The organism is Gemmatimonadales bacterium, assembly GCA_019637315.1.
Classification (GTDB): domain Bacteria; phylum Gemmatimonadota; class Gemmatimonadetes; order Gemmatimonadales; family GWC2-71-9; genus SHZU01.
The window spans coordinates 267,067-280,950 of record JAHBVU010000003.1 but is presented as its reverse complement, the minus strand read 5'-3'; the positions used below and the strand labels follow the sequence as shown (position 1 = coordinate 280,950).

Here is a 13,884-nt window from a genome sequence, read left to right as displayed (position 1 = left end):
ATGGGTCAGAAAACCAATCCGGTCGGGTTTCGGCTCGGGATCGTCAAGCCGTGGGTGTCCCGCTGGTATGCGGGGAAGGACATGCCCGCGCTGCTCAAGGAAGACGAGCTGATCCGGAAGTACTTGATGACCCGTCTCGGCCACGCGGCCATTGCGGAGATCCACATCGAGCGGCGGCCTGGCAAGGTCACCGTGACGGTCCATACGGGCCGGCCGGGTGTGGTGATCGGTAAGAAGGGCGCCGAGGTCGACAAGCTCCGGGACGAGCTGGCACAGCTGACGTCGAAGGAAGCGGCGATCAACGTCGAGGAAATCAAGCGGCCCGAGACGTCCGCGCAGCTGGTGGGCGACAACATCGCGCATCAGATCATCCAGCGGATTTCGTTCCGCCGGGCGATGAAGCGGGCGGTCCAGGCGGCGATGCGGATGGGTGCGCAAGGTATCCGCGTTCGAGTGTCCGGTCGACTCGGCGGGGCCGAGATCGCGCGGACGGAAAAGTATCACGAAGGCCGGGTGCCGCTGCATACGCTGCGAGCGGACATCGACTACGCGACGAGCACGGCGAAGACCACCTACGGTACCATCGGTATCAAGGTCTGGATCTTCCGCGGTGAGGTCGTGGAAGACGTCACCGGCAAGACGTACAGCACGGGGGCATAACAATGCTTGCGCCGAAGCGGATCAAGTTCCGCAAGCAGTTCAAAGGTCGGACCCGGGGCACGGCCCTGCGTGGCAGCACCATCGCGTACGGCGAGTATGCTCTGGCGACGACGGAGCCGGGATGGCTCACCAACCGCCAGATCGAAGCGTCGCGTATCGCGATTTCGCGTGCGATGAAGCGCGGCGGCAAGATGTGGATTCGGGTGTTCCCGGATAAGCCCATCACCAAGAAGCCGGCGGAAACCCGCATGGGCTCGGGTAAGGGCAATCCGGAAGGATGGGTCGCGGTGGTCAAGCCGGCGCGGATCCTCTTCGAGGTCGAAGGGGTGCCGGAGGATGTGGCACGCAAAGCGTTCGAGCTCGCCTCGGCCAAGCTGCCGCTCAAGACCCGGTTCGTGAAGCGGGAGGAGCACTAGCATGAAGGCGCAACGAGCGTCGGACCTGGCGCAGCTTTCGGTAGAGGAACTCGAGGCCAAGTTGGCCGAGTTCAAGGAAGAGCAGTTCCGGATTCGCTTCCGGACGGCAACCGAGGCGGTTGAGAACCCGATTCAGTTCCGGACCCGGCGACGGGACATCGCGCGGATCAAGACGGTGCTGCGGCAGAAGGGACATGAGGCGTAGACCATGACCGAGCAGAATGAGTCGGCCCGGAATCGGCGCAAGGTGCGCACCGGTGTCGTCAAGAGCGACAAGATGACCAACACGGTCACGGTGGTGCTGGAGCGGCGGTTCTCCCACCCGATGTACGGGAAGCAGATCACCCGGACCAAGACGATCAAGGCGCGCAACGAGAAGGATGCGAAAGCCGGAGACGTGGTGCGGGTCATGGAAACGCGGCCGCTGGCGAAGACCGTCCGGTGGCGCGTGACCGAGATCGTCGAGCGCGCAAAGTAGGAAGTCGTCGGGTGCCGCTCTGCGGCGCTCAACCAGACAAGGGCACCGGATATGGTCCAACAGGAATCGATTTTACGAGTCGCGGACAACAGTGGGGCGCGCAAAGCCCTCGTGATCCGCGTATTGGGCGGCTCGAAGCGGCGTTATGCCGGTTTGGGTGACGTCGTAATCGTCGCGATCAAGGATGCGATCCCGACGGGGCAGGTCAAGAAGGGTGACGTGGCCCGCGCGGTGATCGTCCGGGTCGCGAAGGAGACCCGTCGGAAGGACGGCTCCTACATCCGCTTCGACGAGAACGCGGCGGTGCTCATCAACGATCAGGGCGAGCCGCGCGCGACCCGTATCTTCGGGCCGGTTGCCCGTGAGCTGCGTGAGAAGCGCTACATGAAGATCGTGTCGCTGGCGCCGGAGGTGATCTGATATGCGGATTCTCGTTCATCGCAAGGCGCGCCGTAAGCTCGGCCCCAAGGCCGTGGTGCGCGTCAAGATGTCGATCACCAAGGGTGATACGGTTCAGGTCATTTCGGGTGAGCATGCCGGGCAGCGCGCTCGGGTGCTGCGGGTCCATCCCAAGACGGGACGGGTCACGCTCGAAGGAGTGAACCTGGTCAAGCGCCATCTCAAGGCGAGCGGTCCGAATCAGCAGTCGGGCATCGTGGAGCGCCCGGCGCCGATCCACCACTCGAACGTGATGTTACTCGACCCGAAGACGGGTGAGCCGACCAGGATTCGGCGGCAGAAGGACAAGGACGGCACGGTTGAGCGGATCGCCGTCAAGTCCGGACAGTCGATCGCGAGGAATCGGTAACGATGGCTGAGGCAAAGGCGAAGAAGGCGGCGCCCAAGGGCGCGCCGGCAGGTGGGAAGCCGGGCAAGGGTGGCGGGAGCACCAAGGGCTCCGGCAAGTCGCAGGTTGCGACCGATCCGACGCCGAAGGTGTCGGAGGGCACGCCACGGCTGCTCGACTACTACACCCGGACCATCCGCGATCGGATCAAGCAGCAGTTCGGGCTCGAGAATCCGATGCAGATTCCCCGGATCAGCAAGATCGTGCTCAATGTCGGTCTTGGCGAGGCGAGCAAGAATCCGAAGGCGCTCGATGCGCTGGTCGACGAGATGCTGGCGATCACCGGGCAGCGCCCTGTGATTACCCGGGCCAAGAAGGCGATCTCGAACTTCGGCCTTCGCGAGGGTGTGCCGGTCGGCGTGATGGTGACGCTGCGCGGTCCGCGGATGTACGAGTTCCTCGACCGCTTCATTTCGTTCTCGCTGCCCCGGACGCGTGACTTCCGCGGCATGCCGAGCCGGAGCTTCGATGGACGGGGGAACTACTCCTTCGGGATCAAGGAGCAGTTGATCTTCCCCGAGATCGACTATGACAAGGTCGACAAGGTCCACGGGATGGATATCACGATCGTGACGACGGCGGGGCGGGATGATCTCGCGCTCGCGCTACTCAAGGAGTTCGGGTGGCCGTTCCGGGGCGAAACCCCGATTCGACCGGCCCTGTAAGGCGAGAGGCGAGAAATGGCGAAGACCAGTTGGATTGAGCGTGCCAAGCGGGTGCCGAAGTTCAAGGCGCGGGCCGTCCGTCGTTGCCAGCGCTGCGGTCGGGCGCGGGCTGTACTGCGGAAGTTCGGGCTCTGCCGGTTGTGCTTCCGGGAACTCGCGCTCCGGGGACATCTCCCCGGCGTGCGCAAGGCGAGTTGGTAAGGGAAGGGATCACGCATGAGCATGACAGATCCTGTCGCGGATATGCTGGCCCGCATCCGCAACGCAGCATCGGCGGGCCAGCGTCGCGTGGACATTCCGGCGTCGCGACTCAAGGTCGAGTTGGCGCGGATTCTCCATGACAATCACTACATCGCGGACTTCAAGGTCCTCGAGGACGGCCCCCGCGGGCTGCTCCGCATCACCTTGCGCTACCATAACGAGCGCCCGGTGATTCGTGAGATGAAGCGGATGTCGTCACCGGGCCTGCGCCGCTACGTCAAGAGCCGCGAGATTCCCCGCATCAAGAATGGTCTCGGTATGGCCATCGTCTCGACCCCCAAGGGGTTGATGAGCGATAGTCAGGCACGAGCGGCCAACTTGGGCGGCGAACTCCTCGCGGTTGTCTGGTAGGAGGCGACGTGTCACGAATTGGACGGAGACCCATCAGCGTTCCCAAAGACGTCACGGTGACGATCAAGGGCGGGACGGTGGCGGTCAAGGGCCCGAAGGGCGAGTTGAGCCGCGAGCTGCCGCGGGACATCACGGCGTCGCTCGACAACGGCGTGCTGACGGTGGTGCGGCCGAGCGATCAGGAGCATCACAAAGCGCTCCACGGTCTCTCGCGCACCCTGGTGGCCAACATGGTCGAGGGCGTCTCGAAAGGCTTCGAGCGGGTGCTCGAGATCCAGGGCGTCGGCTACAAGGCAGAGGTCGTGGCAACCGGGCTCAAGCTGAGCCTCGGTTTCTCGCACCAGGTCGTCTATGCCGCGCCGTCGTCGATCAAGGTCGCGGTCGAAAACAACACCGTAGTCCGGATCACCGGCCCCAGCAAAGAGCTGGTGGGCCAGGTGGCTTCGGAGATCCGGGCGATTCGCCCGCCCGAGCCCTACAAGGGCAAGGGTGTGCGGTATCAGGGTGAGCGGGTCCGGCGTAAGGCCGGCAAGACAGGAGCGAAGTAACCGATGCGTCCGATTCACGCACCGAAGACCCGCGAAGAGCGGCGCTACCGCCGCCACCTGCGGGTGCGCAAGAAGGTCGCCGGCGATGCGGAGCGTCCGCGCCTGGTCGTCTTCCGGTCGCTCAAGCATATCTATGCGCAGCTGGTCGACGATGCCCGCGGCGTGGTGCTGCTCGGTACCAGCGACGGCAGCGAAGGGATCGAGCTCGAGGGCACCGGCAAGGTGGCCAAGGCCAAGGCGACCGGCAAGCTGCTCGCCGCCAAGGCCAAGGCTGCGGGCATTGCCAAAGTGGTCTTCGACCGGGCGGGCTATCGGTATCATGGGCGGGTCAAGGCGGTCGCTGATGGCGCCCGCGAAGGTGGATTGGAGTTCTAATGACGGAACCTCACGTGCAGGGCACCGAGACGACCACGGAAGCGCCGACTGGCGAACGGACCCGGGGGCGTCGTGGCGGACAGGGTGGTGGCGGCCGCGGCGGTGAGCGCGGTGGTCGCGGCCGGGGCGATGGTCGCAATGATCGCCGGGGCGACCGGGACCAGGCGAGCGAGTTTGTCGAGAAGGTTGTCGACATCAATCGGGTCGCCAAAGTCGTCAAGGGCGGGCGTCGCTTCTCGTTCAACGCCCTCGTGGCCGTGGGCGATGGCAAGGGTCGGGTCGGCTTTGCGACGGGCAAAGCCAACGAGGTCTCCGAAGCCGTGCGCAAGGCGGTCGATGCCGCCAAGCGCGCCATGACGGAAATCCCGCGGACCGGGACGACCATTCCCCACGACGTGATCGGTCGGCATGGCGCCGGGAAGGTGTTGCTCAAGCCGGCGGCGACCGGTACTGGCGTGATTGCCGGGGGGCCGGTGCGCGCGGTGCTCGAATGCGCCGGGATCACCGACATCCTGACCAAGAGCTTGGGCTCGAACAATCCGCACAACATGGTGCGAGCGACGCTCGACGGGCTGCGGAGCCTGGTCTCGGTCCGGCAGGTGGCGCGCGAGCGCGGCATCGAAGTCGACCAGATCGCCTACCGCCCGCGGCAGGAGGGTTAAGCAATGGGACGGAATCCTGCGGTTGGTCGGCAAGGGCCGGCCTACTATGCGGCTACTATTCCGAGCGAAGCGGAGGCGGCCCGGCTTCGGGTCAAGCAGATCCGCTCGACGATCGGGCACGATGATACGATGCGCCGGACGCTCGCGGCGCTCGGTCTGCACAAGCACCAGGCCGAGGTCGAGATCGTCAACAATGCGTCGGTGCGAGGCATGTTGTTCAAGGTCCGCCATATGGTCCAGGTGGCCAAGGCGTAAGACGGGAAAGGATCAGGAGTATGGCGGACAAGATCACGCTTTCCAACCTGCGGCCGGCCAAGGGCAGCAACACGCCTCGCAAGCGGCTCGGTCGTGGTATCGGCAGCGGGCTGGGCAAGACGTCCGGCAAAGGTCATAAAGGTCATAAGGCGCGCACGGGTGGTCAGACCAACCCGGGCTACGAAGGCGGTCAGGTGCCGCTCTATCGGCGCTTGCCGAAGCGCGGGTTTACCAACCCGTTCAAGGAAGTGGCCCAGATCGTCAACCTGCGTCAGCTCGAGAAGCTCGAGGGGACGGAGCTGACGCCGGAGACGCTGGCAGCAGCCGGGCTCGTCAAGAAAGCGGACGATCCCATCAAATTGCTCGCCGCGGGCGAGATCAATCGGGCGATTACGGTCCGCGGTGTTGCGGTCTCGGGTCAGGCCAAAGCCAAGATCGAGGCAGCAGGCGGAAAAGTCGAGGCGTAAGTGACCAGTCCTGCCCCACAGGTCCCGTCGTTCGGGATCGACGGAGAGCTCAAGCGCAAGCTGCTGTTCACGCTGTTCGTGATCCTGATCTACCGGATCGGTTCACACATCGTAGCCCCGGGCGTCAACGTCCAGGCGCTGCAGGCGTTCATCAGCAGCAACAGCGGGACGAGCACCTTCTTCCAGCTGTATGACACCCTGGGCGGTGGCCTCTATCGGGCCACCATCTTTGCCCTGGGCATCATGCCGTACATTTCCGCGTCCATCATCTTCCAGCTCCTGGGCGGCATCGTGCCGACCGTGAGCAAGATGCAAAAGGACGAGGAAGGGAAGAAGAAGCTCACGCAGTACACCCGCTACACCGCGATCATGATCGCCGTGTCGCAGGCCGTGACCTTCACTGCCTTCACCGAGTCGATTCCGGGCGCGCTGACCAACCCCGGATTCGCGGCGCGTGCCACGATGTGGTTCACGCTGACGGTCGGCGCGATCTTCATCATGTGGCTCGGTGAGCAGATCACCGAGCGCGGTATGGGCAACGGCATGAGCTTGCTGATTGCCGTGTCGATCATCGAGCGGCTCTGGCCCTCGACCTTCTCGCTGCTCGAGCAGGTCCAGGTCGGCAGCGTCAGCTTCGGTGTCGCCCTCCTGATCGTGGTGCTGGCGGTCGGTTCCATCGCCGCCGTGGTGGCCATGACGATTGCCGCGCGACGAATTCCGATCCAGATCCCGCGAAAAGTCATGGGACGCGGTCGGGTACGTGAAGGGCAAAAGACGTTCATCCCGATCCGGCTGATCACGGCCGGCGTGATGCCGATCATCTTTGCCCAGACGATCATCATCATGCCGAGCACGATTGCCAGCTTCACCGGCAACCCGACGCTCACCGAATGGGCCAATTTCTTCACGCCCGGCGATATTCCGTACGACCTGGTCTTCGGTGTCATGGTCGTGCTGTTCAGCTACTTCTACACCTCGATCATCTTCAATGCGGTCGACTTGTCGGAGAATCTGAAAAAGCAGGGCGGGTTCATTCCCGGCGTGAAGCCTGGCTCGGCCACGGCCGACTATATCGACGGTGTGCTCGGCCGGATCACCTTGCCCGGCTCGCTCTTTCTGGCAGCGGTAGCCATCGTGCCGACGTTCATTGCGCGGCAGTTCAACTACCAGACCGTTTTCGGCGGCACCTCGGTTCTGATCGTCGTCGGTGTCTTGCTCGACACGATTTCGCAGATCGAACAGCACCGCACGCTGCGAAAGTACGACAGCTTCATGAAGACGGGTCGCGTCAAGTTCCGCGGTCGCCAGCAGCGCTTTATCTAGTTGTGCCGTCGGTGAGGTACCAGGAGCCCGGCACTCCGGATCGGCAGCAGCGATCCGGGTCCGGGCTCTGATGCGTCGCCCGGCCCGAGACGAATCCTCTACGCTGGTTCGTAAGCATGGACATTTTACTATTGGGCCCTCCCGGCGCTGGTAAAGGCACTCAGGGCGTTCTCATTGCCGAGCGACTCGGCATCCCCAAAGTCGCCACGGGCGACTTGCTGCGCGAAGCTGTCAAGAACGGGACACCGCTCGGCCTCGAAGCCAAAGCCGTGATGGAGTCTGGGGCCCTCGTCAGCGACGATCTGATCATGCGGATCGTCGGTGAAGAGCTGAGCAAGCCGGCGGCTGCCAACGGTGTCGTTTTCGACGGTGTGATTCGGACCATTCCCCAGGCCGAGGGCGTGGCCGCGCTGCTCGCTACGCTCGGTCGGAAGATCGACCGGGTGCTGTTCTTCGATGTGACGGACGAGGAGATTCTCGAGCGGATCGAGAAGCGACGGACCGTCGAGGGCCGAGCCGACGACGATCCGGCGGCTGTCCAGCGCCGTCTGCGGGCCTATCGTGAGCAGACCGCGCCGGTGCTCGATTGGTATGAAGCCCGAGGTGGCGTTACCCGGATCCACGCGATTGGAACGGTCGAGGCTGTGGCCGACCGAGCCCGCGAGGCGCTCGGCCGGTAGCAGTCCTCAGAGCTCCCATTCGATTCCGAAGACCGGCAACAGCGTCCACTGTTTGACGGAGTCGACGCGGCCGGTCGCCGGGTTCCAGTAGACCTGCGCAATATTCTCACGATTGTAGGCGTTCCAGACACTCAGAAAGGTGTTGAGTGTCGTGCCGCCGATGGCGAAGCGGCGATCGGCCCGGACACTCAGTGCATGATAGGCTGGCAGACGGGCCACGTTGATACGGGACCCGTCAAGGACCGTTCTGCCAGCCGCGGCGGATGCCGCTGCGTCGACCGGCGTGTAAGGCGCGCCGCCGGCGTAGAGCCAGCGTGCCGACAGATCCCAGGATCGGCCGACCTTCCAGCCCCCTTCGGCGGTCAGCACCGCCCGATTATCGAAGACCCGAGGACGCCGGATTCCGTCTCCCGCTCGGTAGAACGTCCGTGCGTAGCTTCCGCCGATCTGACCATAGAACCGGTGGCTCATCCGCTTCTGGAGCAGCGCTTCGAGCCCCGTCGTGGTGCCTCGACCGGAAGGGATCAACTCCTTGTGGGCGGCCAGAAAGCCGAAGCCGTGATAGAGCGCATCCACGGGCAGGAGCCCCGGCTGGTCGGGATCGACCGGGAGACGGTCATACCGCTTGTGGTAGCCCTCGAGCGTGAACCGAAGGTCCTCCGCCAGCTGATGGCTGAGGCCAAGCACCGCATGCACGGCTCGCGGATCCGGCAGTGCGAGATGCGACTCGGCCTGGGCGAGCAGGACGGTCGGCAGGGTCTGGTAGTAAACTCCGCCCGACGCCGTGGCTACGGTTCGCGGGCTGAGACGGATCGACAGGCTGCCGCGTGGCGACAGGGTGGTATTTCCCGTGGCCGAGTGGTAGTCGACGCGGGTACCAAGCAAGAGCGAAACCGTCTGCGACGTCCTGGGGGCCAGGGTGGCAAAGGCGCCGGCACGGGTGCTCCGCAAGGTTGTCCGGACGTCGAGTGTCGTCGGGCTGGTTCCCAGTGGGTTGGGAACATCGTAACGGTTGTCGTATCGTGACGATGCGCGGCTGGCATCGCCGCCGATCGAAAGGATTCCGCTTCCCAGGTCCACGTTCGTGGCGTGGCGAAGCCTGAGTGCGCGCTCGCGAGACCGGTTCCGGAAGATCAACCCGTTGGCGCCGCCGGCTTCGTAGTACTCCTCGTCGAACCGGGACGTCGACCACGCCGCCGAGGTGACAGCATTGACTCGCGGTCCGAAGGCGGCGGTCCAGGTCAGGCCGGTCGTGCCTTGGAGCAGGTCCTGTCGCCCGAAAGTAAAAGCCTCGTTCTCGATCGCGTTTGCCAGATCGGTTTCGAACCGGTCGTCGGCTAGAACCGCGAGCAGTCCGAGGCGGTGGTTGCGATTGAGGTCGACGACCACCTTCCCCTGGTAGTCGCCGTACTGAGGTATCGCAGTCGTGCCCAGGTCGAACGCCTTGATTGCGAGATCGAGGTAGCTTCGGCGGCCGGCAACGATCCATGACCCGGAGCGACCGAGTGGCCCTTCGGCGATGCCGCCGAAGCCGATGAAGTTGAGGTCGAGTTGGGCGTCGAAGGCCTCCCGATTCCCTTCACGGAAGCGAATATTGAGTACGGACGAGAGTCGATCGCCAGCCTCGGCGCCGAAACCACCGGCCGAGAAGTCGACTTCGCGAATCAGATCGACGTGTAGCAGGCCAATCGGCCCGCCTGACGACCCCTGAGTCGGAAAGTGGTTGATGTTGGGAATCTCGATGCCGTCGACGAGGAAGAGATTTTCGAGGGGGCTGCCGCCCCGAACGGCGAGCGCGTTGCTCTGGTCGTTGACCTTGGCCACAGATGGCAAACCTTGGAGAATCCGACTCACGTCGCCTGCGGCACCGGGGGCGCGTTTGATCTCCTCCGCCGAGAACCCCACCAGGCTTCCGGCCACCAGCGATGGCTCCGGAAAGAGAGCAGGCGCGGCCTCTACGGTCGCCAGCTCGAATGGCGCGGGTTCCAGGGACAGGTCGATCACGGAGAAACGGTTTTGACGAACCACTACGTCCGGAAAGGCAAGCGGCCGATAGCCGATCCTCCGAACTTCGATGATCCAGGTTCCGGTCTCGACACCCACGATCCGGTAGCGACCGGAGGAGTCGGTTATCGCGACGTGCTCTGTGCCCCGTAGAGAGACCCGAGCTGCCGCGATCGGTCGGTTGGTTCCCTGGTCGGTGACTCGGCCGGTTACGCCGGTCTGACTGAGGAGAGGGGCTGGTCCAAGCGCGACGAGGAGGGAGCATGCCAGGATCCGGACGGCGCGCCCGGGAGCAAGGATGGCTCTTGTTAAGCGCACGTTTCAAACCCATGTTTAAGATTGAGCCAAGATGACCCAGGAAGGAACCGCTGTCAACTGCGTAATGGGGTGGGATGAGTCAGTCTGACGCCCCGCGCGACCGGCTCATTGGGGCGACCCTCGAGTGCTTCGAACGGTTCGGGATGGAGGGGACCACGGTGCGGCGGATTGCCGATCTCGCCGGGGTCAACGTGGCGGCCGTGAACTACTACTTCGGCTCCAAGGACCGTCTGGTCGACGAGGCCCTCGCTGCCAGCCTCAACCAGGTGTTCCCGGATGCCGGCCGCGAGCTGGCCGCCGCAATCGAGGCGGAGTCCGGAGACGTGCGCCGGGGGACAGCGCGGTTCTTACGCGAGTTCTTTCAGGTGGCGTTCAAATGGCCCAGGACGGCCTATGCCCACCTGCATCTGATGCTGGCCGACCAAGACTATGACGGGCCCGCAGTTACAGCGTTCCGGCGGTTCGTGTCGGATTTCCTGGGTGTCATCGAGCCGGCCATGCCGGAGCCTGACCCCAAGCGCCGCCGCGCTCTCGTGTATCAGGTGTGGAGCAGCTTTCTGCTCACGGCCATCGCGCCGGCGGTTCTACCCGACCTGCTGGCCGACGAGGATTTCTCCCTCTATCTGACGGATGGGATGATTCGCCTTTTGTTCGGGCATGGGTCGGGCAATCCGGGGTAGGTCCGCGCTGCCGTTGCGGCCGGCGGATCGTTAATTTGGATCACTATGGTAATGCTCAAATCGCCCCGGGAAATCGAGACGATGGCCAAGGCCGGCGCCATCGTCCATGCGACGTTGGAACTGTGCCGCCGTATCGTCAAACCCGGCCTCTCGACCGAGGATCTCGACCGCGAGGCCGAGCGGTTCATTCGGAGCCACCCGGGGGCAACCCCGTCGTTCAAAGGCCTCTACGGCTTTCCCAAGAGCCTCTGCATTTCGATCGACGAGGAAGTGGTGCACGGGATCCCCTCCCCCAAGCGGGTCCTGCGCGATGGTAACATCGTGAGCATCGACTGCGGTGTCTGCATCGACGGTTTCCATGCGGATAGCGCAATCACGGTTCCGGTGGGTGAGGTCGCGCCAGCTACGGTCGAGTTCCTCGAGACGACCCGCCGCGCGCTCGAAGCTGGCATCGAACAGGCCCGACTTGGTAATCACATTGGTGATATCGGGCACGCCGTTCAGACCGTCTCTGAGGCGCAGGGCTACGGCGTCATTCGGGAATTGGTCGGGCACGGTGTGGGCACCCGGATGCACGAGGATCCGCAGGTTCCCAATCATGGCAAGCCGAAGCGGGGCGAGCGACTGCTCGAAGGCATGACCATCGCGATCGAACCGATGATCACCATGGGGCACTACAAGACGAAGACCTTGGCGGACAAGTGGACCATCGTGACCGCGGATGGTTCGCTGGCTGCGCACTTTGAACACACCGTCGCGGTGACCAAGGACGGTCCTCGGATCCTCACCCTCGCTGCGTAAGCTCGGCAGGTTCGCGGTATCCGGCGCCGGCCCCTCGGGGCGGCGCCGCTTTGCTTTCTGCGATTAGCCAGACCCGTCGAGCGACTGACGAAGCCAGCTGTGAATGGCCGGGTTACCGGCGACGATGCCGGTGTGGCTGGCGCCGACATCCCGCCCTGCCAGGTCGGTGGCGACCCCACCCGACTCCCGGATCAGCAGCAGACCCGCCGCCATATCCCAGGGCGCCAGCATCAGCTCCCAGAAGCCGTCGAAGATGCCGCTGGCTACCCAGGCCAGATCGAGTGCGGCCGAGCCCGCACGCCGCACCCCGGCCGACGCCATCGCAATCCGGGCGAACTGTGGCAGGTAGCGCTCGAGGTGCTCCGGGTGCTTGAACGGGTAGCCTGTGCCGATCAACGCATGTCGTGGCTCAGCGATGGTCGACACGGCCAGCCGGGTACTGTCGCGCCAGGCGCCTCGACCCAGCGCGGCGTGGTAGAGCACGTTGCGCTCGACCTGAAGCACCACGCCGGCGGTCAGCACGCCGTCGACCGCAGCGGCTATCGAGACCGCATAGGCCGGGAAGCCGTGGACAAAGTTGGTGGTGCCATCAATCGGGTCGACGATCCACACGAGTCCGGCGTTGCTGGCCTCGGGTGAGAGTTCCTCGCCCATGACCGTTGATCCGGGCTCCCCGGCGAGGAGCACCTCCGCAATGATCGACTCGGCGGTTCGGTCGCATTCGGTCACGAAATCGTTGGCGGTCTTGGCTCCCCAGGCGGCCGGGTCGCGCGGCCGCTCGACGGTTCTGAGGTAATCCGCAGCCCGGCGAGCGGCCTCCGTGGCGATGGTACGCAGGTGTCGGGCTGGCATCGGGATGGCCGTCGGTTGCAGGGTGCGCGCTGGTTGAATCCTGGGCGGCCGCGCGGTCAGCCAAAAGTAACCCGTCGCCCGGCTGCGGCGACCCTGGCGCACCCGTTTCCGGGCTGGCTCGACGAAGGGTAAGTGCAAGCCTGGTTTTGGCTTGCCCGCATGCTCCGAGCCGACTACCTTCGCTCAACGGGTGGGCCGCAATTCTGGGCGGCTCACCCGTTTCCCATTTCGTCCAGGGGACTTCATGGCTCGCGTCTTCTCCGGCATCCAACCGACCGGCGAACTGCACATCGGGAACTGGCTCGGTGCCGTGAAGAACTGGGTCGAACTGCAGGACCGGTACGACTGCCTCTACTGCGTGGTCGACCTTCACGCCATTACCCACAAGTTCGATCCGGCCGGCTTTGCGGAGCGCTCTCGCGAGATGTTCCTCGGCCTTATGGCGGCCGGGCTCGACCCCGACCGGTCGATCATCTTCGTGCAGTCGCACGTGCCCCAGCATGCCCAGCTGATGTGGATCCTGACCAACGTCACCGGCATCGGAGAGCTCGAGCGGATGACGCAGTTCAAGGACAAGTCACAGCGCAGCGAGCGCATCCTGGCCGGATTGCTGATGTACCCGGTCCTGCAGGCTGCGGATATTCTGCTCTATCGTGCCGACAAGGTTCCGGTGGGTGAGGACCAGGTCCAGCACCTCGAGCTCTCGCGCGAACTGGCCCGGACCTGGAACAACGCCTTTGCCACCGATGAGCCGTTCCTGCCCGAGCCGCAGGCACTCTTGACGCCCGCCAAGCGGATTCTGGGCCTCGATGGCGAGGCCAAGATGTCGAAGAGCCTGGGCAACACCATTGGCCTCTTCGAGTCGCCCGAGGCCATTTGGGACAAGCTGCGTCCGGCCAAGACCGATCCGGCCCGAAAGACCAGGAAGGATCCGGGCACGCCTGAGAACTGCAACGTGTACTCGTTGCATACCCACTTCTCGCCACCCGACACGGTCGTCGAGGTCGGTAACCAGTGCCGGAGCGCCGGTTGGGGGTGCATCGACTGCAAGCGCGTGCTGGCAGACAACCTCGAGACCGCGCTCGGGCCGATCCGCGCGCGGGCCGAGGCGCTCCGGGCCGACCCGGCTCGGCTCGACCGCGCCATTGCGCAGGGAGCCGAGCGTGCCAGGGCGATTGCGGCCGAAACACTGGCCGGGGTCGAGCGTCGGATGGGCTTCCTGCCGCTCGGAGCACCCTGAG

At 64.6% G+C, this 13,884-nt stretch carries 21 protein-coding genes; 19 read left to right on the top strand and 2 right to left on the bottom strand.

The window, feature by feature from the left end; genetic code table 11:
• The 16 genes from rpsC (at position 1) to KF785_04755 (ending at position 7,988) form a co-directional block, all read left to right on the top strand.
• Positions 1-660, top strand: a complete 660-nt coding sequence (gene rpsC, locus KF785_04830) for a 30S ribosomal protein S3 (GenBank protein ID MBX3146071.1) — start codon at positions 1-3, stop codon at positions 658-660.
• A gap of 2 nt (positions 661-662) precedes the next feature.
• Entirely contained in the window at positions 663-1,076 is a 414-nt protein-coding gene (gene rplP, locus KF785_04825) for a 50S ribosomal protein L16 (protein ID MBX3146070.1), read from the top strand.
• 1 nt (position 1,077) lies between these two features.
• Positions 1,078-1,281, top strand: a complete 204-nt coding sequence (rpmC, locus tag KF785_04820) for a 50S ribosomal protein L29 (protein MBX3146069.1) — start codon at positions 1,078-1,080, stop codon at positions 1,279-1,281.
• Between the two features lie 3 nt (positions 1,282-1,284).
• Positions 1,285-1,554 (top strand): 30S ribosomal protein S17, encoded by a 270-nt coding sequence (gene rpsQ / locus KF785_04815; protein ID MBX3146068.1) that lies wholly within the window; start codon positions 1,285-1,287, stop codon positions 1,552-1,554.
• 51 nt (positions 1,555-1,605) lie between these two features.
• Positions 1,606-1,974, top strand: coding sequence for a 50S ribosomal protein L14 (gene rplN, locus KF785_04810; GenBank protein ID MBX3146067.1), 369 nt, complete (start codon positions 1,606-1,608; stop codon positions 1,972-1,974).
• Positions 1,975-2,041: 67 nt separating this feature from the next.
• Positions 2,042-2,362 (top strand): 50S ribosomal protein L24, encoded by a 321-nt coding sequence (gene rplX, locus KF785_04805; protein MBX3146066.1) that lies wholly within the window; start codon positions 2,042-2,044, stop codon positions 2,360-2,362.
• Positions 2,363-2,364: 2 nt separating this feature from the next.
• The gene (gene rplE / locus KF785_04800) at positions 2,365-3,066 is read left to right on the top strand and encodes a 50S ribosomal protein L5 (GenBank protein ID MBX3146065.1); all 702 of its coding nucleotides are present in this window, start codon (positions 2,365-2,367) and stop codon (positions 3,064-3,066) included.
• 15 nt (positions 3,067-3,081) lie between these two features.
• Entirely contained in the window at positions 3,082-3,267 is a 186-nt protein-coding gene (locus tag KF785_04795; protein MBX3146064.1) for a type Z 30S ribosomal protein S14, read from the top strand.
• Positions 3,268-3,282: 15 nt separating this feature from the next.
• On the top strand, positions 3,283-3,678 hold the full coding sequence (gene rpsH / locus KF785_04790; GenBank protein ID MBX3146063.1) for a 30S ribosomal protein S8: 396 nt from the start codon (positions 3,283-3,285) through the stop codon (positions 3,676-3,678).
• A gap of 8 nt (positions 3,679-3,686) precedes the next feature.
• Entirely contained in the window at positions 3,687-4,226 is a 540-nt protein-coding gene (rplF, locus tag KF785_04785) for a 50S ribosomal protein L6 (GenBank protein MBX3146062.1), read from the top strand.
• Positions 4,227-4,229: 3 nt separating this feature from the next.
• Positions 4,230-4,601: a 50S ribosomal protein L18 gene (gene rplR, locus KF785_04780; GenBank protein MBX3146061.1), complete on the top strand. Its 372-nt coding sequence runs from the start codon at positions 4,230-4,232 to the stop codon at positions 4,599-4,601.
• Entirely contained in the window at positions 4,601-5,263 is a 663-nt protein-coding gene (gene rpsE, locus KF785_04775) for a 30S ribosomal protein S5 (protein ID MBX3146060.1), read from the top strand. Before rplR ends, rpsE begins: the two co-directional genes overlap by 1 nt.
• A gap of 3 nt (positions 5,264-5,266) precedes the next feature.
• Positions 5,267-5,518, top strand: coding sequence for a 50S ribosomal protein L30 (gene rpmD / locus KF785_04770; GenBank protein MBX3146059.1), 252 nt, complete (start codon positions 5,267-5,269; stop codon positions 5,516-5,518).
• A 32-nt stretch (positions 5,519-5,550) separates the two neighbouring features.
• Positions 5,551-5,985: a 50S ribosomal protein L15 gene (rplO, locus tag KF785_04765; protein ID MBX3146058.1), complete on the top strand. Its 435-nt coding sequence runs from the start codon at positions 5,551-5,553 to the stop codon at positions 5,983-5,985.
• Entirely contained in the window at positions 5,986-7,308 is a 1,323-nt protein-coding gene (secY, locus tag KF785_04760; GenBank protein MBX3146057.1) for a preprotein translocase subunit SecY, read from the top strand.
• Positions 7,309-7,424: 116 nt separating this feature from the next.
• Positions 7,425-7,988, top strand: a complete 564-nt coding sequence (locus tag KF785_04755; GenBank protein ID MBX3146056.1) for an adenylate kinase — start codon at positions 7,425-7,427, stop codon at positions 7,986-7,988.
• 6 nt (positions 7,989-7,994) lie between these two features.
• On the opposite strand, the gene KF785_04750 is transcribed toward KF785_04755, so the two are convergent.
• Entirely contained in the window at positions 7,995-10,310 is a 2,316-nt protein-coding gene (locus KF785_04750; GenBank protein ID MBX3146055.1) for a TonB-dependent receptor, read from the bottom strand.
• Between the two features lie 74 nt (positions 10,311-10,384).
• On the opposite strand from KF785_04750, the gene KF785_04745 reads away from it, so the two are divergent.
• Both KF785_04745 and map read left to right on the top strand, forming a co-directional pair.
• On the top strand, positions 10,385-10,990 hold the full coding sequence (locus KF785_04745) for a TetR/AcrR family transcriptional regulator (protein MBX3146054.1): 606 nt from the start codon (positions 10,385-10,387) through the stop codon (positions 10,988-10,990).
• A gap of 45 nt (positions 10,991-11,035) precedes the next feature.
• Complete coding sequence (map, locus tag KF785_04740; GenBank protein ID MBX3146053.1) at positions 11,036-11,791, top strand: type I methionyl aminopeptidase; 756 nt, start codon at positions 11,036-11,038, stop codon at positions 11,789-11,791.
• Between the two features lie 63 nt (positions 11,792-11,854).
• On the opposite strand, the gene KF785_04735 is transcribed toward map, so the two are convergent.
• Entirely contained in the window at positions 11,855-12,643 is a 789-nt protein-coding gene (locus KF785_04735; GenBank protein ID MBX3146052.1) for an inositol monophosphatase, read from the bottom strand.
• A gap of 244 nt (positions 12,644-12,887) precedes the next feature.
• Between KF785_04735 and trpS the strand changes: the two genes are divergently transcribed.
• The gene (gene trpS / locus KF785_04730) at positions 12,888-13,883 is read left to right on the top strand and encodes a tryptophan--tRNA ligase (protein ID MBX3146051.1); all 996 of its coding nucleotides are present in this window, start codon (positions 12,888-12,890) and stop codon (positions 13,881-13,883) included.
• Position 13,884 lies beyond the last annotated feature (1 nt).

What these genes read in the sequence shown, in the direction of transcription:
- rplN (MBX3146067.1), top strand. Translation starts at nt 1,606, where the DNA reads ATGGTCCAACAGGAATCGATTTTACGAGTCGCGGACAACAGTGGGGCG.
- KF785_04795 (MBX3146064.1), top strand. Translation starts at nt 3,082, where the DNA reads ATGGCGAAGACCAGTTGGATTGAGCGTGCCAAGCGGGTGCCGAAGTTC.
- rplX (MBX3146066.1), top strand. Translation starts at nt 2,042, where the DNA reads ATGTCGATCACCAAGGGTGATACGGTTCAGGTCATTTCGGGTGAGCAT.
- rplE (MBX3146065.1), top strand. Translation starts at nt 2,365, where the DNA reads ATGGCTGAGGCAAAGGCGAAGAAGGCGGCGCCCAAGGGCGCGCCGGCA.
- rpmC (MBX3146069.1), top strand. Translation starts at nt 1,078, where the DNA reads ATGAAGGCGCAACGAGCGTCGGACCTGGCGCAGCTTTCGGTAGAGGAA.
- rpsE (MBX3146060.1), top strand. Translation starts at nt 4,601, where the DNA reads ATGACGGAACCTCACGTGCAGGGCACCGAGACGACCACGGAAGCGCCG.
- rplP (MBX3146070.1), top strand. Translation starts at nt 663, where the DNA reads ATGCTTGCGCCGAAGCGGATCAAGTTCCGCAAGCAGTTCAAAGGTCGG.
- rpsH (MBX3146063.1), top strand. Translation starts at nt 3,283, where the DNA reads ATGAGCATGACAGATCCTGTCGCGGATATGCTGGCCCGCATCCGCAAC.
- KF785_04735 (MBX3146052.1), bottom strand. Translation starts at nt 12,643, where the DNA reads ATGCCAGCCCGACACCTGCGTACCATCGCCACGGAGGCCGCTCGCCGG.
- rplR (MBX3146061.1), top strand. Translation starts at nt 4,230, where the DNA reads ATGCGTCCGATTCACGCACCGAAGACCCGCGAAGAGCGGCGCTACCGC.
- rpsQ (MBX3146068.1), top strand. Translation starts at nt 1,285, where the DNA reads ATGACCGAGCAGAATGAGTCGGCCCGGAATCGGCGCAAGGTGCGCACC.
- rpsC (MBX3146071.1), top strand. Translation starts at nt 1, where the DNA reads ATGGGTCAGAAAACCAATCCGGTCGGGTTTCGGCTCGGGATCGTCAAG.
- KF785_04745 (MBX3146054.1), top strand. Translation starts at nt 10,385, where the DNA reads ATGAGTCAGTCTGACGCCCCGCGCGACCGGCTCATTGGGGCGACCCTC.
- KF785_04755 (MBX3146056.1), top strand. Translation starts at nt 7,425, where the DNA reads ATGGACATTTTACTATTGGGCCCTCCCGGCGCTGGTAAAGGCACTCAG.
- rpmD (MBX3146059.1), top strand. Translation starts at nt 5,267, where the DNA reads ATGGGACGGAATCCTGCGGTTGGTCGGCAAGGGCCGGCCTACTATGCG.
- map (MBX3146053.1), top strand. Translation starts at nt 11,036, where the DNA reads ATGGTAATGCTCAAATCGCCCCGGGAAATCGAGACGATGGCCAAGGCC.
- trpS (MBX3146051.1), top strand. Translation starts at nt 12,888, where the DNA reads ATGGCTCGCGTCTTCTCCGGCATCCAACCGACCGGCGAACTGCACATC.